Here is a 21,569-nt window from a genome sequence, read left to right on the forward strand (position 1 = left end):
GTCCATGACGATCACCGCCATCCTCGCCGACATCACCACGCTGGACGTCGACGTCATCGTCAACGCGGCGAACGCATCGCTGCTCGGCGGCGGGGGCGTCGATGGCGCGATCCATCGTGCCGCCGGCCCCGACCTCGTGCACGAATGCCGGCTGCTCGGTGGCTGCAAGACCGGTGAAGCGAAGATCACGAAGGGATACCGGCTGCGGGCGCGGCATGTCATCCACACCGTCGGGCCGGTCTGGCACGGCGGCGGCCAGGGCGAGCCGGATCTGCTCGTCGCGTGTTACCGCAACAGCCTGGCGCTGGCGGAGAAGCACGGCCTGCGCAGCATCGCCTTTCCCTGCATCAGTACCGGCATCTTCGGCTATCCCGCGGACGCTGCGGCGCACATCGCGGTCGATACGGTACGCGCAGTACTGGATGCGTCGGCGGCGCCGCTCGACGTGGTGTTCTGCTGCTTCTCTTCGGAAGACCTGGCGCACTACCAGACCTTGCTCGCCTGAACTAGGCCTCGCCGTTGGCCGCGGTCTGCACCGGGGAACGCGAGGTCATCGCAGCGCCCGCGGACGCGACGATGATCGCGGCGATCGCCAGCCACTGCAGCATAGACAGCCGTTCGTGCAGGAACAGCAGCCCGCACAGTGCGGCGATAGCGGGTTCCAGGCTCATCAACATGCCGAACGTGCGCGTCGGCAGCTTCGTCAGCGCCACCATCTCCAGGCTGTAGGGAATCGCGGTGGATAGCAGCGCCACCGTCAGCGCGACAGGCAGCAGTGCCGGCGCCAGCAAGGCGGTACCCGCATGCGCCACGCCGAACGGCACCGCGACCGCCGCGGCGATGCAGCTGCCGATGGCGACCGTCTGCGGCCCGTGCGCGTTGCCCGCCTTCTGGCCGAATACGATGTACATCGCCCAGCACGCGCCCGCGCCCAGCGCGTACGCGGCGCCGACAAGATCAAGCGGCTGGCTGCCCTGTTCCGGCACCAGCAATACCAGGCCGACGACGGCCAGCACCACCCAGACCACGTCGCGCAGATGGCGCGAGCCGAACAGTGCCACCGCGAGCGGCCCGGTGAATTCCAGCGCGACCGCGATGCCCAGCGGCACGGTTTCCAGCGACTTGTAGAACAGCAGGTTCATCAGGCCCAGCGAGGCGCCATAGCACAGCAGCAGCGGCCACTGCTCGCGGGTGACGCGCACGCGCCACGGCCGGAACACCATCACCAGCATCAACGTGGCCAGTGCTAGGCGCAGCGCCGTCGCGCCGGTGGCACCGACGGCCGGAAACAGGCTCTTCGCCATCGAGGCGCCAGCCTGGATGGACAGCATGGCGACCAGCAGCAGCGCGATGGGCTGCCACGGCGAGGCGGCGTGGGAACGGGACAGGGACTGCATGACGGAGCACCTGCACGGCGGGGGCGTGCGCTTGTGGGACGAGGGGACTGCGCACTATATTGCGCAATCGAAGCTTAGCGTATGCGCAATATATTGCGCAAGCCCTACCATGAGCGTACTTGAACACGTGGCCGAAAACGTCCGCCGCCTGCGGACCGCCGCCGGCCTGAGCCAGCAGGCCCTGGCCGAAACGGCCGACGTCAGCCGGCGGATGCTGGTGGGCATCGAGTCCGGCGACGCCAATGTCAGCCTGAACACCCTGGACCGGATCGCGGAGGCGCTGCAGGTGAGCTTCGCCGACCTGGTGAAGGCGCCGGCCAACGACCTGCGCCGCATCGAAGCCCTCGCCTGGCAGGGGCGCACGCCGGGCTCGCGGGCGGTGCTGCTGGCTACCGCACCGGCGGCGCATGACGTCGAACTGTGGGCGTGGACACTGATGCCAGGCGACCGCTACACCTGCGGCGCGGATCCGGCCGGCTGGCACGAGATGTTCTTCGTCATCGAAGGGCAACTGGTGGTGGAGCTGCCCGAGGGCGAGCAGACCGTCGACGCCGGCGACTTCTTCGTCTTCCCCAGCGACCGCGACTACGCCTACCGCAACGGCCGCGACACGCCGCTGCGCTTCATCCGCAACGTCGTGCACTGATCCTGCAGCGGCCTACTTCGCGGGCGGCGTGATGCCGTGGCGGCGCAGGATGGCGCGCACGCGGTCCAGCGGGATCGCGTCGACCGTCTCTCCGTTGCCGCTGACCGGGGTCGCCATGAAGATCGAGTTGTAGATCGCCTCTTCGACCGCTTCCACACTGGCCTGGAACACCGCGCTCATCTGTTCGTTGGCGAGTTCCGAGGTGTCCAGCCGCGGCGCGTCGAAGACGCGCCTTACCGAATCCGCGGTCGAGAACGCGATGACATAGTCGCCGCTGCCGTTGGATGCGGAACTGCCGGTGCGCCCCAACCCCATCATCGCGCGCGAGGCGACGCGGCGCAGGTTGCGGTCGGCGAGCGGCGCATCGGTGGCGATGACGATGATGATGGAACCGTCGCCCCGATCATCGGCGAGGCCACGGCGACCTTCGGCCTGCATGGCGACCGCCTGCTGGAACGCGTAGCGGTCCAGTTCGCGTCCGACCGGCGCACCGGACACCTGCAGCACGCCGCCGAAATTGCTCTGCACCAGTACGCCGATGGTCCACCCGCCCAGCGACGCGGGCAGCTTGCGCGACGAAGTGCCGATGCCACCCTTCCAGCCGAACGCCACCGTGCCGGTGCCTGCTCCCACGCTACCCTCCTGCACCGGACCGTCGCTGGCCATGTCCAGCGCGCGCCGCACCGCCTCGGCGGTGACCGGCCGTGCGCGGATGTCGTTGAGCCCGCCATCGTTGGTCTCGCCGACGACGACATTGAGCGATCGCACCTGCTGCATGTCGGGGCGTTCCAGCATCCACGCCGCCATCGCATCGGCCGCCTTCCACACACACAGCGTGCAGGTCAGCAGGATGGGCGTTTCCAGCTCGCCCAGTTCGTTCACCTGGGTGCTGCCGATGAACTTGCCGAAGCCGTTGCCGACATGCACCGCTGCCGGCACGCGCGAGCGGTAGGCATTGCCCGGATGCGGCAGGATGGCGGTGACGCCGGTGCGCACGGTATCGCCCTCCACCAGGGTCACCTGCCCCACGCGGACGCCCGCGACATCGGTGATGGCGTTGTGCGTGCCGGGGGCGAAGATGCCCGGCGCCACGCCGAGGTCGCGTGCACGGGCGCGCGGTGCGTCCTGCGCGGCGGCCGTTGCGGACACGACGGCCAGCAGCAGCGCCGCCAGCCGGTACAGGGAACGGTGCGGCGTGCCGGGCATGCGGATTCCTTATTGGCGTTGGCGGACGGCTTCGAACAGGGTGACGCCGGCGGCGACCGACACGTTGAGGCTCTCGATCTCGCCCGGCATCGGGATCTTCACCAGGCCGTCGCAGTTCTCGCGCGTCAACCGGCGCAGGCCGTCGGCTTCGCCGCCCAGCACCAGTGCCACATTGCCGCGCAGGTCGAGCGAGTACAGCGACGCTTCCGCTTCGCCGGCGAGGCCGTAGATCCACACGCCGAGTTGCTGCAAGTCGCGCAGGCAGCGCGACAGGTTGGTGACCTGCACCACCGGGATGGTGTCGGCGGCGCCCGCCGAGGTCTTGCGCACGGTGGCATTCACGCCCACCGACTTGTCCTTGGGGATCACCACCGCGGTAACGCCGGCCGCCGCAGCGCTGCGCAGGCAGGCACCGAGGTTGTGCGGGTCCTGCACGCCGTCCAGCACCAGCACCAGCGCCTTGCCTTCCGCAGCTTCGACCAGGCCCTGCAGTTCGCCCTCGTCCCAGGTCTTCGCCGCGGCATAGCGCGCCGCGACACCCTGGTGGCGCAACGAACCGGCCACGCCGTCGAGTGCCTGCCCGGTGACCCGGCGCACGTCGATGCCCTTGCGGCGCGCGTTCTCTTCGATCTCGGTCAGGCGCGCGTTCTTGCTGCCGCCTTCGACCAGCACTTCGCGCACGTTGTCGGCATCGTTCTCGATGGCCGAAGCCACCGCATTGACGCCGACGATCCACTGGTTCTGCTTGCTCATGCGCTACGCGGCCGCGTTGGGAAGGCGGGCATTATCGCACCGACCAGCCGCTCAGCGCGGCGGCCAGGCCGGCGTGTCGTGGTCCGGGTGCTGGAAGGACACCACGTCGGCGAGGAACGCGGCCGCACCCTCGTCCTCTTCGGTACGCCGCTGCGGCAGTGCCGGCAGGCCATCCACGTAGGGCAGCTTGCCCTCCACGCCATACTGCACCCACGGCGCCAGTCCGGCCGGTTCGTCGAAAGCGCCCGCGGCGATCGCCACGCCATCCGGTGCCTCGTAGGTCAGCGGCGTGCCGCAGTCGGCGCAGAAGCCGCGCTGGACCACGTTCGACGAGCGGAAGCGTTTCGGTTCTCCACGCGTCCATGCCAGCAGTGCGCCGCGCGTGGACACCAGCGGTGCGTAGTACGCACCGAATGCTTTCTGGCACATGCGGCAATGGCAGATGGACGCATCCTTGAGTTCACCCGTGACGCGAAAGCGGATTGCGCCGCATTGGCAGCCGCCGGTGTGCACGGTATCGGCCACGGCTCAGTACTTCTGCTTCTTGCGCTTCGCCGGCTGCCCGCGCGTCGGTGGCGGCGGCAGCCCGGTGTCCTTCGTCTTGTCCTCGACCAGGCGGAAGTCGATCTTGCGCTCTTCCAGGCTGGCCTTCAGCACGATGATGCGCACGCGGTCGCCCAGGCGGTACGACAGGCCACGGCGTTCGCCGGAGAGCGTCTTGCGGACCGGATCGAAGTGGTAGTAGTCGTGCGGCAGCTGGGTCACGTGGACCAGGCCGTTGACCTTGGACGCGTCAAGCTCGACGAACAGGCCGAAGCTGGTGACGCCGCTGATCACGCCGTCGAACTGGCCGCCGACATGCTTCTCCATCCACGCGGCGCGGAAACGCTCGTCCACCTCGCGCTCGGCTTCGTCGGCACGGCGCTCGCGCTCGGAGCATTGCAGCGCCAGTGCCGCCATGTCGCGCGGGGAGTACTGGAACGCGTCCACCGGCTTGCGCGACAGGCCATGCTTGATCGCACGATGCACCAGCAGATCGGGATAGCGCCGGATCGGCGAGGTGAAGTGCGCGTAGGACGCCAGCGCGAGACCGAAGTGGCCGATGTTCTCGGGCGCGTACACCGCCAGGCTCTGGCTGCGGAGCAGGACCGACTCGAGCAGCGCGGCATCCGGCCGTTCGCGCACCTTCTTCAGCAGCTGGGTGAAATCCTTGGGCTGCACCTTGCCCCACGGCGGCATCGACAGCTTGAACTCCTTGAGGAATTCCAGCAGGTCCATGTACTTCGTTTCCGGCGGCTTGTCGTGGATGCGGTAAGGCGCGGGGATGTTCGCCTTCAGCAGGAAGCGGGCCGCCTCCACGTTGGCGGCGATCATGCACTCCTCGATCAGCTTGTGCGCGTCGTTGCGCACCAGCATGCCGGCCTGGGTGACCTCGCCCCGGTTGTCCAGCACGAAGCGGACTTCCGAACTCTCGAATTCGATGGCGCCGCGCTGCGTGCGCGCCTTCGCCAGCACGTGGTACAGCTGGTACAGGCGCTCGACATGCGGCAGCACCGGCGCGATCTGCGCACGGGTCTCCTCGTCGTTCTCGCCGACGGCCTTCCACACCTGTGTGTAGGTCAGGCGCGCGTGCGAGTTCATCACCGCCTCGTAGAACTTCGACGCGGTCACCTCGCCCTCGCGGTTGACCTGCATGTCGCAGACGAAGGTCATGCGGTCGACCTTCGGATTCAGCGAGCAGATGCCGTTGGACAGCGTCTCAGGCAGCATCGGCACCACGTAACCGGGGAAGTAGACGGAGGTCGCGCGCTTCTGCGCCTCGTCGTCCAGCGGCGTGCCGGGACGCACGTAGTGGGAGACGTCGGCGATGGCGACGATCAGGCGGAAGCCGTCGCGGGTGGGTTCGCAATAGACGGCATCGTCGAAGTCCTTCGCGTCCTCGCCGTCGATCGTGACCAGCGGCGTGGACCGCAGGTCGACGCGGTCGCCGACCATCGCCGGCTCCACCACGAGCGGAACCGCGGTGGCTTCGTCCAGCACCTCCTGCGGGAACTCGTGCGGCAGGTTGTGGCCGTGGATGGCCGCCTCGACGACGAGCGACGGCGTGAGGCTGTCGCCGAGCACGGCGATCACCTTGCCGATGGGCGGACGGCGCGCATCCGGCGCCTGGGTCAGTTCGACGACGACGAGCTGCCCGTCGCGCGCGCCACCGGTCGCGTCCTGCGGGATCTGCACGTTGCGCTGGATACGCTTGTCGTCGGGGGCGACGTAGGCGATGCCGACTTCGAACCCGAAGCGGCCGATCAGGCGGGTGACGCCGCGCTCCAGCACGCGCGCGATGCTGCCCTCGCGGCGGCCGCGACGGTCGATGCCTGTGACGTTGGCCAGCGCGCGGTCGCCATGCATCACCTTGCGCATTTCGAACGGCGGCAGGAACAGGTCGTCGCCCCCGCCCGTGTCAGGGCGGAGGAAGCCGAAGCCGTCCGGGTTGGCGATCACCGTGCCGGCGATCAGGTCGGTGTGCTGGACCGGAGCGAAACCACCGCGGCGGTTCTGCACGAGCTGGCCGTCGCGGACCATCGCCCCCAGACGCTTGGAGAGGGCCTCGAAGCGGTCGGGTGCATCCAGGCCGAGCGGACCGGCGATCTCCTCCGCGGTCTGCGGGCCCTCCGCCGCTTCCAGGAAACCGAGGATGGCCTCCCGGCTGGCGATGGGCTGGTCGTAGCGCTGCGCTTCGCGCTGCGCATGCGGGTCGACGAAGCGGCCCGCCGCGCGTGGCGGCGGACCGGCACGGTGGGAGGCCGAGGCGCCGGGCCTGGCACGGCCGCCCGATGCGGGCTGGTCGGGCATCCAGGGTGGCAGGCTTTTCTTGGCGGGCTTGCCCGGCTTGCCGGCAGGCGTGCCACCGGTCTTGGGGGCGTTGCGGGATGCCGGCTTCGGGCCGGCCTTGGCGGGCGCGCCGGGCTTCTTGCCGCCGCCGTTCTTGGTGTTCTTGGTCATCGGCGCATCGTACACCCCGCCTGAACAACACCGTGCGAAGACACCCGTTGACATTCCCCCGCCCTGTCCTCAAAATGCGCGCCTCGCTTACCTGCCCAGGTGGCGGAATTGGTAGACGCACTAGTTTCAGGTACTAGCGGGTAAAACCGTGGAGGTTCGAGTCCTCTCCTGGGCACCACGCAAAACGAAACCCTCGCGCAAGCGGGGGTTTTTCGTTTCCGGGCATCGCTCACGCGCGCTCAGGCGTTGAGACCGCGACGGGTAGAATTGCGGCAAGACACTGCTGCAGACGAATGCACCCGATGAGCGACACCATCCGCCCCACCTTCCACGGCTTCGAACAGATCCCGCTCCGCGAATACGCCGAACGCGCCTACCTCGACTATTCGATGTACGTGGTGCTCGACCGCGCCCTGCCCTTCATCGGCGACGGATTGAAGCCGGTACAGCGACGCATCATCTACTCGATGAGCGAGCTGGGCCTCAACGCCGGCGCGAAGCCGAAGAAGTCCGCGCGCACCGTGGGCGACGTGATCGGCAAATACCACCCGCACGGCGACAGCGCCTGCTACGAAGCGCTGGTGCTGATGGCGCAGCCATTCTCGTACCGCTATCCGCTGATCGAGGGCCAGGGCAACTTCGGCTCGCCGGACGACCCGAAGTCGTTCGCGGCCATGCGCTACACCGAGTCCAAGCTCACCCCCATCGCCGAAGTGCTGCTGGGCGAACTCGGCCAGGGCACGGTGGACTGGGCGGCGAATTTCGACGGCACGCTCGAGGAGCCCACGTGGCTGCCCGCGCGCCTGCCGCACCTGCTGCTCAACGGCACCACCGGCATCGCCGTGGGCATGGCCACCGACGTGCCGCCGCACAACCTCAATGAAATCGTCAGCGCGTGCATCCGCCTGATCGACGACCCGGACGCGACCGTCGCGGACCTGTGCGAGCACGTGCGCGGCCCGGATTATCCCACCAAGGCGGAAATCATCACCGCGGCGTCGGACCTGCGCGCGATGTACGAAAACGGCACCGGCAGCGTCCGCGCACGCGCCGTGTGGCGCAAGGACAACGCCAACATCGTGATCGAGGCGCTGCCCTACCAGGTCTCGCCGTCGAAGATCATCGAGCAGATCGCCACCCAGATGCGGGCGAAGAAACTGCCGTGGCTGGAGGACATCCGCGACGAATCCGACCATGCCAATCCGGTGCGCGTCGTGCTGATCCCGCGCTCCAACCGCGTGGATGCCGAACAGCTGATGGGCCACCTGTTCGCCACCACCGACCTGGAGAAGAGCTACCGGGTCAACCTCAACATCATCGGGCTCGACGGCCGTCCGCAGGTCAAGAACCTGAAGATGCTGCTGACCGAATGGCTGGCGTTCCGCAGCGACACCGTGACGCGCCGTCTCAAGCACCGGCTGGAGAAGGTCGAGCGCCGCCTGCACCTGTTGGAAGGGTTGCTGGTCGCGTTCCTCAACCTGGATGAAGTGATCCGCATCATCCGCACCGAGGACGAACCGAAGGCCGCGCTGATCGCCCGCTTCAAGCTGAGCGAGGACCAGGCGGACTACATCCTCGAGACCAAGCTGAGGCAGCTCGCCCGCCTCGAGGAAATGAAGATCCGCGGCGAGCAGGACGAGTTGCAGGCCGAGCGCGAGAAGATCGCCGGCATCCTGGAATCCAAGGCCAAGCTGAAGAAGCTGATCAAGGACGAACTGACGGCCGACGCGAAGAAGTTCGGCGACGCCCGCCTGTCGCCCCTGGTGCAGCGCGATGCCGCGCAGGCCCTGGACGAAACCGAACTGGTCGCGAGCGAGCCGATGACGGTGGTGGTGTCGGAGAAGGGCTGGATCCGCGCCGCCAAGGGCCACGAGGTGGACGCTGCCACCCTCTCCTACCGCGACGGCGACGGCCTGCTGGCCGCGGTGCGCTCGCGCAGCACGCAGCAGGTCGCCTTCCTCGACTCCGAAGGCCGCAGCTACTCGACGGCCGTGCATACGCTGCCCTCGGCGCGCGGCAACGGCGAACCGTTGACCGGCCGCTTCTCGCCGGCGGCGGGTGCGTCGTTCCAGGCGTTGGCCAGCGGCGACAACGACAGCCGGTTCGTGCTGGCGTCTTCGCACGGCTACGGCTTCGTCACCCGCTTCGAGAACCTCACCGGGCGCCAGAAAGCGGGCAAGGCGATGCTCAACCTGACCCCGGGCGCGGGCGTGCTGCAGCCGGCCCAGGTGCCGAACGTGGAGACCGACCGCATCGTCGCCGTGACCAGCGCCGGCCACCTGCTGGCGTTTCCCGTCAGCGAACTGCCCGAGCTGGACAAAGGCAAGGGCAACAAGCTGATCGAGATCCCGAAGGCCAAGCTGGGCACCGAGCGCGTCGTCGCCATCGCGGCGGTGACGCCGGGCAGCACATTGCTGGTCAAGAGTGGGCAGCGCACGATGAGCCTGTCGTTCAAGGACCTGGACGAATACGTCGGCGCGCGGGCGACGCGCGGCGGGTTGTTGCCGCGCGGCTGGCAGAAAGTCGACGGACTCGAAGTCCAGTAGTTCACCGCATGGGCGCGCTGCGGCGCGCTCATGATCGCCGCCGCCCGCAGCTTCAGGGGGCGCGGCAGAAGGTCGACGGACTGGAAGTCCAATAGTTCACCGGACGGGCGCGCTGCGGCGCGTTCGTCATCGTTATCGTCCGACCACATTTGAAGGATTCGCCGATGGACGCCGATTTCTGGTTGCAGAAGTGGCAGGAAGGCCAGATCGGTTTCCATCGCAGCGACGTGATGCCGCTGCTGGAGAAGCACTGGCCGTCGCTGCAACTGCCTTCAGACGCGCGCGTGCTCGTGCCGCTGTGCGGCAAGTCGCTGGACATGCACTGGCTGGCCGCGCAGGGCCATCGCGTGCTCGGCGTGGAACTGTCGCCACTGGCGGTGACGCAGTTCTTCGAGGAGGCCGGGCTGGAACCCGTGCGGACCACGAGCCGCTACGGCGACCACTTCAGCGCAGGGCCGGTGGAGATCATTCTGGGGGATGCCTTCGGGCTGGACCCGGCGCTGCTCGCCGACGTGGCCGGTGTGTACGACCGTGCCGCCCTGATCGCGCTGCCGCCTGACCTGCGCCTGCGTTACCGCGACACGGTCTACGCGTCCCTGCCTGCCGGCTGCCAGGGGCTGCTGATCACGCTGGAGTATCCGCAGGCCGAGAAGGCCGGCCCGCCGTTTTCGGTGGAACAGCCGGAGGTCGAGGCGCTGTTCGCCGCACCGTGGCGGCATACGTTGCTGGAGCGGCGCGACATTCTGGACCAGGAGGCGCGCTTCCGCGAAGAAGGCCTGAGCGCGTTGGAAACCGCGGTCTACCGCCTGCGCCGGGGCTGACGCCGGCGGTTATCCGCCGACGGCTTCGCCGTCCAGCTTGGAGGTCAGGTACAGCTGGATGCCCAGACGCTTGATCAGGCCCAGTTGCTGCTCCAGCCAGTGCGCGTGATCTTCCTCGGTGTCCTGCAACTGGGTCAGCAGGATCTCGCGCGTCACGTAGTCGCCATGCTGTTCGCACAGCGCCACGCCCTTGGCCAGGTGGGTGCGCACCGCGTACTCGACTTCGAGGTCGCGCTGCAGCATCTCCTCGACCGTCGTGCCGGCGGTGAAGGCCTCCGGGCGCATGTCCGGGTCGCCCTCGAGGAACAGGATGCGGCGCAGCAGCGCGTCGGCGTGCTGGGTCTCTTCCTGCATCTCATGGTCGATGCGGTGGAACAGCGCCTTCAGGCCCTGGTCCTCGTAGCGCCGCGAATGGATGAAGTACTGGTCGCGCGCGGCGAGTTCGCCACGCAGCAGGAACTTGAGGTATTCGACGACGTCGGGGTGGCCTTTCATGGGGGCGGCTCCTGTAACGAGGCGCACAGGATGCCCGATCCCGCGGACCGGCGACCGAATCGGAATCAGTCGCGTTCTTCGTCGCATCGCGGCATGGACCGTCATCGCTTCCGTGGAATAATCGCCCCGCCCGCCCCTACCCTCAGGACCCGCAATGCTGAAGTGGACCCGGCGCATCGCGCTGCTGCTGTTGGCCCTGGTGGTACTGGTGGTGCTGGTCGCTTGGTGGATGCTGCGGGGAAGCCTCGCGCAGCTGGACGGCGAGACCGGCCTGGCCGGCCTGTCGGCCCCGGCCAGCGTGCAGCGCGACGCCCTGGGCGTGGTCACGATCGATGCCGCCAGCGAGGCCGACGCGGTCCGCGCGCTCGGCTACGTGCACGCGCAGGAACGCTATTTCGAGATGGACTTGATGCGCCGCAGCTCGGCCGGCGAACTGGCGGAGCTGTTTGGGCCGATCGCCGTCGACCTGGACAAGGAACGCCGCGTGCACCGCATCCGCGCGCGCCTGGGCGAGCATCTGGACGCCTTCGCCGGCAGTCGAATGCCGCAACTGCAGGCCTACGCCGACGGCGTGAACGCGGGGCTCGCGGGTCTGCGCTCGCGCCCCTGGCCCTATCTGCTGCTGCGGCAGGAACCGCGCGAATGGGAGGTGCTGGATTCGGCGCTGACCGGCTACGCCATGTACTTCGATCTGCAGGATGCGCAGAACGTGCGCGAGCTGGGCCTGTGGCAGATCCGCCAGCACGTGCCGGAGGGTCTCTACACCCTGCTCGCCCACGATGGCACCGAGTGGGACGCCCCGCTGTTCGGCGAAGCGCGCGGCAACGCGCCCCTGCCGGATGCCAGCCAGGTGGACCTGCGCACGCTGCCGATGCCCAAGACGGATTCGCACCAGCGCCTGGCCGACAAGGGCACACCCGGCAGCAACAATTGGGCGGTCGCGGGCGCGCTGACGGCCGATGGCCGCGCCATCGTCGCCGACGACATGCACTTGGGCCTGCGCGCGCCCGGCATCTGGTTCCGCGTGCGCCTGCGATATCCGGACCCGCATGCGCCGGGCGGCAAGGTCGATGTGTCCGGCTTCAGCCTGCCGGGCCTGCCGGCGATCATCGTCGGCAGCAACGGGCGCGTCGCCTGGGGCTTCACCAACAGCTACGCGGACACCGCGGACTGGTATCCGGTGAATCCCTGCAAGGACAAGACGACGACGGGGTGCGATGCCGTCGAGCGCCATGCGGAAACCATCAAGGTGGCCGGCGGCGAAGACGTGGCGTTCGAAGTGCTCGACACGCGCCACGGCCCTGTCGTGCATCGCGCGAAGGGCGATCGCCCCGCGCTGGCGTTGCGCTGGGTGGCGCAGCTGCCCGGTGCGTTGAACTTCGGCCTGTCCGAACTCGCCCGCGCCGACGACCTGTCCGCCGCGCTCGCCGTCGCCCAGCGCACGGCCACGCCCGCGCAGAACCTCGTCGTCGCCGACCGCAACGGGCGCATCGCGTGGCGCATCCTCGGCCCGCTGCCTTCGCGCGCCGGCGCATGTGCGCATGCCCTCGACGGTGCGGCGCCTGCAGCGCCCACCGACGAAGCGGCGACTACCTGCAAGCCCTGGGATCTGTCCTACCAGCTCTCGCCCGTGCTGACATCGCCGGAGAGCCACCGTCTCTGGACCGCCAATGCGCGCGTGCTGGACGGCGCTGCACTGGCCCGCGTGGGCGATGGCGGCTATGCGTTGGGCGCGCGTGCGCAGCAGATCCGTGATGGCCTGATGGCGAAGGACCGCTTCACCGAAAAGGACCTGCTGGCGATCCAGCTCGACGATCGCGCGTTGTTCCTGGAGCGCTGGTGGGCGCTGCTGCAGGCCGAAGCGAAGAAACGGCCGGCGGATGCCTCCCTCAAGGCCCTCGCCGATGCCGGCAAGACCTGGGACGGCACCGCCAACATCGATTCGGTCAGCTACCGGCTGGTCCGCGCCTGGCGCCTGGCGGTGCATGCACGCATCGCCGACGGCCTCACCGCGCCCGCACAGGCGGAACTGGGCGACGCCTTCATCATGCCCGATCTGCCGCAGCTGGAAGGCGTGGTATGGCCGCTGCTCGAGCAGCGCCCGGCGCACCTGCTGTCGCGCCGCTATGAAAGCTGGGATGCGCTGCTGGAAGATGCGGCGAAGGAAGTGCGCGACGACCTCGCCGGCCAGGGACCGCTGGCCGAGCGGCGCTGGGGCGAACGCAATACCGCGAAGATCTGCCACCCGTTGGCCAACGCATTGCCCGCCTTCCTGAAGCCACGCCTGTGCATGCCGGGGGAACCGCTCGCCGGTGACGGCGCCATGCCGCGCGTGCAAGGCCCGTCCTTCGGCGCATCGGAGCGCATGGTGGTATCGCCCGGGCATGAGGCCGACGGCATCATCCATATGCCCGGCGGCCAGAGCGGCCATCCGATGTCGCCGTTCTGGGGCGCCGGCCATGACGACTGGGTGCATGGTCGGCCGACGCCGTTCCTGCCGGGCGAAGCCACCCACACGCTCACGCTGCGCCCCGCCAACGCTCAGCCCAGATAATGCTCCGGCACCGCCAGCCCCTGCTGGCGGAAGAAGCTGAGCTGGTCGAAGTAGCCGCGCTGGAAGACGATGCGGTCGTCGCGTACCTGGAAGAAGCCACACCCGCGCAGCCCCAGCGGATCGCGCCACGCGAGGACGGCCCACTCGCCGTCCTCGAGGATCTGCTCCACCTCGCACACCATCGTGGCGCGCGCGAATTCGGTGCGGAACAGCGACGCGATCGCCTCGCGCCCGTGCAACGGGTCGGTCACCACCTGATGGTTGACGGCATCCTCCGCATACAGCGCGGCCAATCCGTCGACATCCGCTGCGTTGAAGCAGCGGACCCATTCGCGCACGACCTCGGACGGCGTCATGTCGATGCACCCTGCAGTGCGGACGCGTGCACGCCGGCGACGGCACGGCCGGACGGATCGGCCATCTTCGCGAAGCTCGCATCCCAGGCGATCGCCGCCGGCGACGAACAGGCGATCGACTTGCCGCCCGGCACCGTCTCGGCGCAGGCCTGCCCCGGATAGTGCTGCTCGAACAGCGTGCGGTAGAAGTAGGCTTCCTTGGTCTGCGGCGGGTTGACCGGGAAACGCTTGTCGGCAGCGGCGAGTTCGCGGTCACTGACCTGCGCTTCGGCATGCGCCTTCAACCCGTCGATCCAGCCGTAGCCGACGCCGTCGCTGAACTGCTCTTTCTGCCGCCACAGGATCGACTCCGGCAGATAGCCGTCGAAGGCTTCGCGCAGCACGCCCTTCTCCATCCGCTGCGCACCGGCGTGGGTCTTGTCGATCATCTTGTGCGCCGCGTCCATCTTCATGGCGACGTCGAGGAACTCGACATCGAGGAATGGCACGCGCGGCTCCACGCCCCAAGCCATCATCGACTTGTTGGCGCGCAGGCAGTCGTAGTTGTGCAGCGCGTCCAGCTTGCGCACCAACTCTTCGTGGAACTCGCGCGCGTTCGGCGCCTTGTGGAAGTACAGGTAGCCGCCGAAGATCTCGTCGCTGCCCTCGCCCGACAGCACCATCTTCACGCCCATCGCCTTGATCCGGCGCGCGAGCAGGTACATCGGCGTGGACGCCCGGATGGTGGTGACGTCGTAGGTCTCGATGTGGCGGATCACTTCGGGAATCGCGTCCAGGCCCTCCTGGAAGGTGTAGGTGAAACCGTGGTGCACCGTGCCCAGTGCCTTCGCCGCGACTTCGGCCGCCGCCAGATCCGGCGAACCGTCCAGGCCGATGGCGAAGGAGTGCAGCCGCGGCCACCACGCCTCCGTCTTGTCGTTGTCCTCGATGCGGTGGCGCGCATAGCGCGCGGCCACCGCGGCCACCAGCGACGAGTCCAGCCCGCCGGAGAGCAGCACGCCGTACGGCACGTCGGTCATCAGCTGGCGATGCACGGCACGTTCGAACGCGTCGCGCAGCGCCTCCTTCGGCACCTGCACGCCTTCCACGGCGGCGTAGTCGCGCCAGGGTTTCTCGTAGTACTTCACCAGCGCGCGCGTGGCGGTGTCGTAGTAATGGCCCGGCGGGAATTGCGCGACGTCGGCGCAGATCGGCGCCAGCGCCTTCATCTCGGAGGCCACGCACAGGCGACCTTCACGGTCATGCCCCCAATAAAGCGGGCACACGCCGACCGGATCTCGCGCGATCAGCGCACGCCCCTCGGCCTTGTCCCACAGTGCGAAGGCGAAGATGCCGTTGAGGCGGTTGAGGAACGACGCCGGCTCGTCTTCGCGGTACAGCGCGTTGATGACCTCGCAATCCGAGCCGGTCTGGAAGGCGTAGTCCTGCGTCAGTTCGCCCTTCAGTTCGCGATGGTTGTAGATCTCGCCGTTGACGGCCAGGACGAGGTCGCCGTCGGCCGAGCGCAACGGCTGCGAGCCGCCGGCGGGATCGACGATGGCCAGCCGCTCGTGCACCAGGATCGCGCCCTCGTCGTGATGGACGCCGCTCCAGTCCGGACCGCGGTGGCGCTGCTTCTGGGACAGCTCCAGCGATTGCCGTCGCAGGGCCGCAATGTCGTCGCCGGGCTGCAGCCCGAAGATTCCGAAGATGGAACACATGGGTGGAAACTCCTGGTGGGGTTCGGAATCGGGGACCCGAAACGAAGAAACCCGCATCTTGCGATGCGGGTTTCTGGAATCCGGCAGGTCTTTCTTTGCCTAATCGCAGAGCCGCACCGCCCCCGTCCCGTTATTCGGGCGCAGGTTGTTGCGGTTATTGGCGATGGTGGCGCGGCAAGGCATGGGGCGACCGTAACCGGTCCGGCCGGGGCCGCGCAACTGTTTCATGCGTAAGGGAACCGGGGCGCGTGCCGTGGTCAGGCTGCAGGCCGGGTCAGCATCAGCCGTTCCACCAAGGCCTGGTACAGGCCCGGCAGCGCTTCCAGGTCGGTCACCCGGACATGTTCGTCCACCTTGTGGATGCTCGCGTTGACCGGCCCGACCTCGATGCACTCCGCGCCCAGCGGGGCAATGAAGCGCGCGTCCGAGGTGCCGCCGGCGGTGCTCTCTTCCGGTGGCGCGCCGGCGAACTCGCCGAGCACCGCCCGCGCCGTGGCCCGCAGGTGGCCTTCGGGCGTATAGAACGGCTCGCCGCCGCGCAGCCAGCGGATGCTGTAGTCCAGTCCGTGCTTGCGGAAGATGCCTTCGATCTCCTGCTCCAGATTCTCCGCCGTCCACGAAGGATTGAAGCGCAGGTTGAACACCACCTGCAGCTCGCCGGGGATGACGTTGCTGGCGCCGGTGCCGGCGTTGATGTTGGAGATCTGCAGGCTGGTCGGCGGGAAGGTCTCGTAGCCCTCGTCCCAATGGCGTGCGGCGAGTTCGTCCAGCGCAGGCAAGGCCTTGTGGATCGGGTTGAGCGCCTTGTGCGGATAGGCGACATGGCCCTGCACGCCGTGCACGCTGAGCGTGCCGGTCAGCGTGCCGCGCCGGCCGACGCGCAGCAGGTCGCCCAGTGCGTCCTTCGACGATGGCTCGCCGGTGATGCACCAGTCGATCCGCTGCCCACGTTCGCGGAACAGCGCGGCGACCTTCTTGACGCCGTCGTGTGCGTCGCCTTCCTCATCGGACGTGACCAGCAGCGCGACCGTACCCGGATGGTCAGGGTGCGCATCGACGAAGCGCTCGAGTGCGATCGTGCACGCGGCCACGCTGCACTTCATGTCCGCCGTGCCGCGCCCATAGAGCACGCCGTCGCGCACGGTCGGCACGAACGGATCGCTGGTCCAGGCCGACAGCGGGCCCGGCGGCACCACGTCGGTGTGGCCCAGCAGCACCAGCACCGGCGCGCCGCTGCCGTGGGTCGCCCACAGGTTGTCGGTGTCGCCGAAACGCAGGTGCTCGCAGTGGAAGCCCCACTGGCCCAAGCGCGTCGCCAGTACCTGTTGGCAACCCGCGTCATCCGGCGTCACCGAGTGGCGACGGATCAATTCGCTGGAAAGTTCGACGACATCGCTCACGTGCCGGCTCCGAACAGCTTCTTGAAACCATTGTCGCTGAAGCCCTGTGAAAAGCCCGCCACGTCATCGACCACCACCGGGCGTCGGATCAGCTGCGGATACTCTTTCAACAGGAGCTTCCATTCGGCCTCGGAACCGGGCGATTTGCGGTTCTCGGGCAACTGGCGCCAGGTGGTCGACGACTTGTTGATCAGCGCATCCCAGCCACCCGCTTTCTCCGACCAGTCCTTCAGTGTTTCAGGGGCCTGCCGGTTGTCGCGGTAGTCGACGAACGTGTACGCGACGCCGAAGCGGTCCAGCCACTTCGTCGCCTTCTTGCAGGTGTCGCAGTTCTTCAGGCCGTAAAGCGTCGTCGCCATCGTTCAGTCCGCCAGCCCGCGCAGCAGTTCGTTGACGCTGGTCTTGCTGCGGGTCTTCTCGTCGACCTGTTTGACGATCACCGCGCAATACAGCGAGTGCGAGCCGTCGGCGGCCGGCAATGAGCCGGATACCACCACGCTGCCCGGCGGCACGTAGCCGTAGGTGATCTCTTTCGTTGCGCGGTTGTAGATGCGGGTGGACTGGCCGATGAACACGCCCATGCCGATCACGCTGTGGTGGCCGACCACCACGCCTTCGACCACTTCCGAACGCGCGCCGATGAAGCAGTGGTCCTCGATGATCGTCGGGCTGGCCTGCAACGGTTCGAGCACACCGCCGATGCCGGCACCGCCGGACAGGTGGCAGTGCTTGCCGACCTGCGCGCACGAACCCACCGTCGCCCACGTGTCGACCATCGTGCCTTCGCCGACGTGCGCACCGATGTTGACGAAGCTCGGCATCAGCACCACGTCCTTGCCGAAGTAGCTGCCCCGGCGGGCGATCGCGCCCGGCACGACGCGGACGCCGAGCTTGCGGAAATCGTTCTCGTCGAACGCGCCGAAACGCGCTTCCACCTTGTCCCAGAACGGCGCCGGATAGGCCTCGACCAGTTCCATCTCGTTGACGCGGAAGTACAGCAGCACCGCTTTCTTCAGCCATTCGTTGACCTTCCAGCCGCCTTTGCCATCGGGCTCGGCCACGCGCAGCTTGCCGGCTTCCAGGCCTTCGATGGCCCTTTCGACGGCATCGCGGGTGGAGCCTTCGATCTCGGCCGCCGTCAGCTCCGCGCGACGCTCGAACGCGCTCTCGATGGTGGACTTCAGTTCTTCGGTCTTGGTGGCTTTGCGGGTCATCGAACGTCCTGCTGGGTTCTGCTCACGTGGGGGTATCGAGGCCGGCGCGCAGCGCGTCGCGCAGTGCGTCCTGCTGGGCGGCATCGGTCAGGGGCTGGTCGTGTTCGTCGGTGATCTGGAACACGTCCTCGGCGCGCTCGCCGAAGGTGGCGATGCGCGCATCGTGCACGCGCAGGCGCTGGCGGCGCAGCACCTGGGCGACATCGGACAGCAGGCCCGGGCGGTCGGGCGCGACCAGGCCAAGGATCGTGCGACGCCCGTCCGGCGTGGTGCCGAACTCGATGCGCGGCGCAAACCGGAAATGCTTCAACTGGCGCGGCACCGCGCGGCGCGAGGTGCGCACGCTGTCCAGTGGACGCGCCAGCGCCTCGCCCAGGCCCTGCTCGATGTCGCCCGGGTCGCGTGGCGCATAGGCGTCGGCAGGCAGCACCTCGAACGTATCGAAGATCGCGCCCTGCGGCCCCACCAGCACGCGCGCCTGGTGGATGGCGAAACCCATCCGGTCCAGCGTGGCGAGGATGGCGGCGAACAGGCCGTCGCGGTCCGGCGAATGGACGAAGACTTCCATCGCATCGGCATCGTCCGCGATCCGGCGCGCACGCACGCGCGTCTCGCCTGGCGCGGCGCCGCGGATGGCATGGGACTGCCAGGCCAGTTGCTCCGGACGGAAGCGCAGGAAGCTCTCCTCCGGCATCGTCGCGAACAGCGCGTCGGCCTGCGCCGCGGTCATGCCCTGCACTTCCAGCAGCGCGCGCACGCTGCCGCGCGCTTCGGAGAGGCGCTCGTCCACGGCCACCGGATTTTCCAGGCCCTCGCGCAGCACGCGGCGCGCGGCGAAGTAGAGGTCGGCCAGCAGGCGGTCCTTCCACGCGTTCCAGAGCTTGGGGCTGGTGCCGGCGATATCGGCACAGGTGAGCAGGTACAGATAGTCCAGCCGCTCGCGATCCTTCACCAGCGAGGCGAAGGTGTGGATCACGTCCGGGTCGGCGATGTCCTGCTTCTGCGCGGTCACCGACATGCGCAGGTGCTGCTCCACCAGCCAGGCCACCAGTTCGGTGTCGGACTCGCTGAGCGCATGCGCGGCGCAGAATTCGCGCGCGTCGACGGCACCGAGTTCGGAATGGTCGCCGCCGCGGCCCTTGGCGATATCGTGGAAGAGTCCGGCCAGCAGCAACAGCTCCGGCTTGCGCAGGCGCGGCCATACTTCGTGCGCGATCGAGAAACGCTCGTCGGCGCGGCCGGCGGCGAACGCGGCGATGTTCCGCAGCACCATCAATGTGTGCTGGTCGACGGTGTAGACATGGAAGAGGTCGAACTGCATCCGTCCCGACACGCGCGCGAACGCCGGGATCCATTGGCCGAGCACGCCCAGCCGCGCCATGCGGGTGAGCGTTTCCACTGCGCGCGGTCCGCGCAGCAATGCCATGAAGGCATCGCGCTGGCTGCGTGCGGCCTGCGGATACGACGACAGCTTCGGCAATGCCTCGGCCAGCGCGCGCGCGGTACGCGAATGCAGTCCGCGGACTTGCGGGTTCGCCGCCCATGCCGCAAACAGCGCGAAGACCTGGGTGGCATCGCCGGCGGGCCACGCGGCATCGCGCGCAGCGAGGTAGCCACGACGCAGAGCGAAGTGCGCGTCCAGCGGCTCGGCCAGCGCCTCGCCGTCAAACTGCTCCTCGAAACGCTGCAGCAGGCGGTCGCTGATCCGGCGCACGATGGCCGCGCTGCGATAGAAGCCCTGCATCATCTTCTCGACGCCGAGGTTCTCCGCGTCGTCGGCGAAGCCCAGGCGCTGGGCCAGGGTCTTCTGGTAATCGAAGCGCAGGCGTTCTTCGGCGCGCGCAGCGACCCGGTGCAGGCCGTAGCGCAGCCTGCCGAGTGCGCGTCGCTCGCGCGCGAGCGCCGCGGCTTCGTCCTGGCCCAGGTGGCCCATGCCCACCAGTGGCTCCAGGTCGCGCACGCCGAAGGTGCGCAACGCCATCCAGCCCAGCGTGTGCAGGTCGCGCAGGCCGCCGGGGCCGTCCTTGATGTTGGGTTCGAGGTTGTCGGAGGTGTCGCCGAAGCGCGCGTGGCGGATGCGCAACTCCTCGCGCTTGGCCACGAAGAAATCGCGTGGCGGCCAGACCCGCGCCGGACCGATCGCATCGATCAGCAGGCCCTCGTCCAGCGGCTCGCCAACGATCAGGCGCTCTTCGATCAGGGCGGTCAGTACCGTCTGGTCCGCGGCTGCGGCCGCCGTGCATTCGGCCGCCGAACGCACGCTGTGGCTGATCGGCAGGCCGGCGTCCCACAGCGTCGCGAAGAAACGCGCCACCGCATCGTGGTGGGCCTGCTGCACGTCACTGCCGGCCAGCAACAACACGTCGACGTCCGACTGCGGGAACAGCTCGCCGCGCCCGTAGCCGCCGACGGCGAACAGCGCCATCGGCGCGTGGTCGGGAATGCAGCGCAGCCAGGCGTCCTTCAGCAGGTGGTCGACCGCGCGTGCGCGCAGGGCCAGGATGCGGTCCATGCCGTCGTCCTGATCGAAACGCTTGTCCAGCCGCGCGTCGGTGTGGCCCAGCGAGGCGCGGGCCGCGGCCGACCAGGCGGCGTCATCGGCGACGTCCGGGCCGATGTCCGGAAGCCGCGTCGCATGTCCGTTCGCGGCTGCCGGGACGCTCACAGGTCGTTGTCGTCGCCCGGCACGCGGGTCAGGATCTCGACGCCATCCTCGGTGACCGCCACGGTGTGCTCCCACTGCGCCGAAAGCTTGCGGTCCTTGGTCACGACGGTCCAACCGTCGGGCAGCACCCGGGTGTGGCGGGCGCCCTCGTTGATCATCGGCTCGATGGTGAAGGTCATGCCCGGCTTCAGCACGACGCCTTCGCCCGAACGGCCGTAGTGCAGCACCTGTGGCTCGTCGTGGTAGACCTTGCCGATGCCGTGGCCGCAGTACTCGCGCACCACGCTGAAGCGCTCGCCCTCGGCGTACTGCTGGATCGCATGGCCGACGTCGCCCAGGGTCGCGCCGGGCTTCACCGCGCGGATGCCGCGGAACATGGCCTCGCGGGTCACGTCCACCAGGCGCTTGGCCATCACCGACGGGGTGCCGACGACGTACATGCGGCTGGTGTCGCCGTGCCAGCCGTCCTTGATGACGGTGACGTCGATGTTGAGGATGTCGCCGTCCTTGAGCACCTTCCCTTCGCTGGGGATGCCGTGGCAGATGACGTTGTTGACCGACGTGCAGACGGTCGCCGGGAAGCCCTTGTAGCCCACGTTCGCCGGGATCGCCTGCTGCACGTTGACGATGTGATCGTGGCAGATGCGGTCCAGTTCGGCGGTGGTCACGCCCGGCTTCACGTGCGGGGCGACCACCTGGAGCACTTCGGCGGCCAGCCGGCCGGCGATGCGCATCTGGACGAGGTCTTCGGGGGTTTTCAGCTGGATGGCCATTGGCCGATTATCCCCCATTTGGGCGTCCGGCTGAACGCCCGGG

18 protein-coding genes and 1 tRNA gene are annotated in these 21,569 nt (G+C 68.4%); 6 read left to right on the top strand and 13 right to left on the bottom strand.

Going from position 1 to position 21,569, the window contains the following annotated elements:
* Window positions 1-4 precede the first annotated feature (4 nt).
* Window positions 5-505: an O-acetyl-ADP-ribose deacetylase gene (locus BLT45_RS11860; RefSeq protein WP_093300037.1), complete on the top strand. Its 501-nt coding sequence runs from the start codon at window positions 5-7 to the stop codon at window positions 503-505.
* A gap of 1 nt (window position 506) precedes the next feature.
* Here the strand turns inward: BLT45_RS11860 and rhtA are convergent, their stop codons facing one another.
* Entirely contained in the window at window positions 507-1,397 is an 891-nt protein-coding gene (gene rhtA / locus BLT45_RS11865; protein WP_093300040.1) for a threonine/homoserine exporter RhtA, read from the bottom strand.
* A gap of 109 nt (window positions 1,398-1,506) precedes the next feature.
* On the opposite strand from rhtA, the gene BLT45_RS11870 reads away from it, so the two are divergent.
* Complete coding sequence (locus BLT45_RS11870) at window positions 1,507-2,043, top strand: helix-turn-helix domain-containing protein (RefSeq protein ID WP_217629561.1); 537 nt, start codon at window positions 1,507-1,509, stop codon at window positions 2,041-2,043.
* 12 nt (window positions 2,044-2,055) lie between these two features.
* Here the strand turns inward: BLT45_RS11870 and BLT45_RS11875 are convergent, their stop codons facing one another.
* The 4 genes from BLT45_RS11875 to rnr are packed head-to-tail and all read right to left on the bottom strand — an operon-like array spanning window position 2,056 to window position 7,002.
* Complete coding sequence (locus BLT45_RS11875; RefSeq protein WP_093300046.1) at window positions 2,056-3,249, bottom strand: DmpA family aminopeptidase; 1,194 nt, start codon at window positions 3,247-3,249, stop codon at window positions 2,056-2,058.
* Window positions 3,250-3,258: 9 nt separating this feature from the next.
* Window positions 3,259-4,002, bottom strand: coding sequence for a 23S rRNA (guanosine(2251)-2'-O)-methyltransferase RlmB (gene rlmB, locus BLT45_RS11880; protein ID WP_093300049.1), 744 nt, complete (start codon window positions 4,000-4,002; stop codon window positions 3,259-3,261).
* Window positions 4,003-4,053: 51 nt separating this feature from the next.
* Window positions 4,054-4,527, bottom strand: a complete 474-nt coding sequence (locus tag BLT45_RS11885; protein WP_254771875.1) for a GFA family protein — start codon at window positions 4,525-4,527, stop codon at window positions 4,054-4,056.
* Between the two features lie 3 nt (window positions 4,528-4,530).
* The gene (gene rnr, locus BLT45_RS11890) at window positions 4,531-7,002 is read right to left on the bottom strand and encodes a ribonuclease R (protein WP_139188007.1); all 2,472 of its coding nucleotides are present in this window, start codon (window positions 7,000-7,002) and stop codon (window positions 4,531-4,533) included.
* Between the two features lie 93 nt (window positions 7,003-7,095).
* On the opposite strand from rnr, the gene BLT45_RS11895 reads away from it, so the two are divergent.
* From BLT45_RS11895 to BLT45_RS11905, 3 genes are all read left to right on the top strand, one after another.
* Window positions 7,096-7,180 (top strand) — tRNA-Leu (locus BLT45_RS11895).
* 124 nt (window positions 7,181-7,304) lie between these two features.
* Complete coding sequence (gene parC, locus BLT45_RS11900) at window positions 7,305-9,548, top strand: DNA topoisomerase IV subunit A (protein WP_093300055.1); 2,244 nt, start codon at window positions 7,305-7,307, stop codon at window positions 9,546-9,548.
* Between the two features lie 164 nt (window positions 9,549-9,712).
* A complete protein-coding gene (locus BLT45_RS11905; protein ID WP_093300058.1) occupies window positions 9,713-10,369 on the top strand; it encodes a thiopurine S-methyltransferase in 657 nt (218 codons plus the stop codon).
* Between the two features lie 9 nt (window positions 10,370-10,378).
* Here the strand turns inward: BLT45_RS11905 and bfr are convergent, their stop codons facing one another.
* Window positions 10,379-10,864 carry a bacterioferritin gene (gene bfr, locus BLT45_RS11910; protein ID WP_093300061.1) on the bottom strand — a complete coding sequence of 162 codons (486 nt, stop codon included), beginning with the start codon at window positions 10,862-10,864 and terminating at the stop codon, window positions 10,379-10,381.
* A gap of 154 nt (window positions 10,865-11,018) precedes the next feature.
* Here bfr and BLT45_RS11915 point away from each other — a divergent pair, with 154 nt between their 5' ends.
* Window positions 11,019-13,418, top strand: coding sequence for a penicillin acylase family protein (locus tag BLT45_RS11915; RefSeq protein ID WP_093300064.1), 2,400 nt, complete (start codon window positions 11,019-11,021; stop codon window positions 13,416-13,418).
* On the opposite strand, the gene BLT45_RS11920 is transcribed toward BLT45_RS11915, so the two are convergent.
* The 7 genes from BLT45_RS11920 to map form a co-directional block, all read right to left on the bottom strand.
* Entirely contained in the window at window positions 13,406-13,774 is a 369-nt protein-coding gene (locus BLT45_RS11920) for a nuclear transport factor 2 family protein (protein WP_093300067.1), read from the bottom strand. The genes BLT45_RS11915 and BLT45_RS11920 overlap by 13 nt on opposite strands.
* Window positions 13,771-15,474, bottom strand: coding sequence for an asparagine synthase B (gene asnB / locus BLT45_RS11925; RefSeq protein WP_093300070.1), 1,704 nt, complete (start codon window positions 15,472-15,474; stop codon window positions 13,771-13,773). The genes BLT45_RS11920 and asnB overlap by 4 nt, the downstream gene beginning before the upstream one ends.
* A gap of 257 nt (window positions 15,475-15,731) precedes the next feature.
* Window positions 15,732-16,874 (bottom strand): succinyl-diaminopimelate desuccinylase, encoded by a 1,143-nt coding sequence (gene dapE / locus BLT45_RS11930; protein WP_093300074.1) that lies wholly within the window; start codon window positions 16,872-16,874, stop codon window positions 15,732-15,734.
* Window positions 16,871-17,233 carry a Spx/MgsR family RNA polymerase-binding regulatory protein gene (locus BLT45_RS11935; protein ID WP_093300077.1) on the bottom strand — a complete coding sequence of 121 codons (363 nt, stop codon included), beginning with the start codon at window positions 17,231-17,233 and terminating at the stop codon, window positions 16,871-16,873. The genes dapE and BLT45_RS11935 overlap by 4 nt, the downstream gene beginning before the upstream one ends.
* 3 nt (window positions 17,234-17,236) lie before the next feature.
* On the bottom strand, window positions 17,237-18,172 hold the full coding sequence (dapD, locus tag BLT45_RS11940; protein WP_254771876.1) for a 2,3,4,5-tetrahydropyridine-2,6-dicarboxylate N-succinyltransferase: 936 nt from the start codon (window positions 18,170-18,172) through the stop codon (window positions 17,237-17,239).
* The gene (gene glnD / locus BLT45_RS11945; protein ID WP_175455876.1) at window positions 18,111-20,705 is read right to left on the bottom strand and encodes a [protein-PII] uridylyltransferase; all 2,595 of its coding nucleotides are present in this window, start codon (window positions 20,703-20,705) and stop codon (window positions 18,111-18,113) included. The genes dapD and glnD overlap by 62 nt, the downstream gene beginning before the upstream one ends.
* Window positions 20,706-20,749: 44 nt before the next feature.
* Window positions 20,750-21,526 carry a type I methionyl aminopeptidase gene (map, locus tag BLT45_RS11950; RefSeq protein WP_093300086.1) on the bottom strand — a complete coding sequence of 259 codons (777 nt, stop codon included), beginning with the start codon at window positions 21,524-21,526 and terminating at the stop codon, window positions 20,750-20,752.
* Window positions 21,527-21,569: the final 43 nt, after the last annotated feature.

Origin of the sequence: Pseudoxanthomonas sp. CF385 (assembly GCF_900104255.1) — a bacterium.
GTDB lineage: Bacteria > Pseudomonadota > Gammaproteobacteria > Xanthomonadales > Xanthomonadaceae > Pseudoxanthomonas_A.

Bases quoted from the DNA above. Each gene is read 5' to 3' on its own strand.
- BLT45_RS11860 (WP_093300037.1), top strand. From the start codon at position 5: ATGACGATCACCGCCATCCTCGCCGACATCACCACGCTGGACGTCGAC.
- rhtA (WP_093300040.1), bottom strand. From the start codon at position 1,397: ATGCAGTCCCTGTCCCGTTCCCACGCCGCCTCGCCGTGGCAGCCCATC.
- BLT45_RS11870 (WP_217629561.1), top strand. From the start codon at position 1,507: ATGAGCGTACTTGAACACGTGGCCGAAAACGTCCGCCGCCTGCGGACC.
- BLT45_RS11875 (WP_093300046.1), bottom strand. From the start codon at position 3,249: ATGCCCGGCACGCCGCACCGTTCCCTGTACCGGCTGGCGGCGCTGCTG.
- rlmB (WP_093300049.1), bottom strand. From the start codon at position 4,002: ATGAGCAAGCAGAACCAGTGGATCGTCGGCGTCAATGCGGTGGCTTCG.
- rnr (WP_139188007.1), bottom strand. From the start codon at position 7,002: ATGACCAAGAACACCAAGAACGGCGGCGGCAAGAAGCCCGGCGCGCCC.
- parC (WP_093300055.1), top strand. From the start codon at position 7,305: ATGAGCGACACCATCCGCCCCACCTTCCACGGCTTCGAACAGATCCCG.
- BLT45_RS11905 (WP_093300058.1), top strand. From the start codon at position 9,713: ATGGACGCCGATTTCTGGTTGCAGAAGTGGCAGGAAGGCCAGATCGGT.
- bfr (WP_093300061.1), bottom strand. From the start codon at position 10,864: ATGAAAGGCCACCCCGACGTCGTCGAATACCTCAAGTTCCTGCTGCGT.
- BLT45_RS11915 (WP_093300064.1), top strand. From the start codon at position 11,019: ATGCTGAAGTGGACCCGGCGCATCGCGCTGCTGCTGTTGGCCCTGGTG.
- BLT45_RS11920 (WP_093300067.1), bottom strand. From the start codon at position 13,774: ATGACGCCGTCCGAGGTCGTGCGCGAATGGGTCCGCTGCTTCAACGCA.
- asnB (WP_093300070.1), bottom strand. From the start codon at position 15,474: ATGTGTTCCATCTTCGGAATCTTCGGGCTGCAGCCCGGCGACGACATT.
- BLT45_RS11935 (WP_093300077.1), bottom strand. From the start codon at position 17,233: ATGGCGACGACGCTTTACGGCCTGAAGAACTGCGACACCTGCAAGAAG.
- dapD (WP_254771876.1), bottom strand. From the start codon at position 18,172: ATGCCGCCCAGCAGGACGCACTGCGCGACGCGCTGCGCGCCGGCCTCG.
- map (WP_093300086.1), bottom strand. From the start codon at position 21,526: ATGGCCATCCAGCTGAAAACCCCCGAAGACCTCGTCCAGATGCGCATC.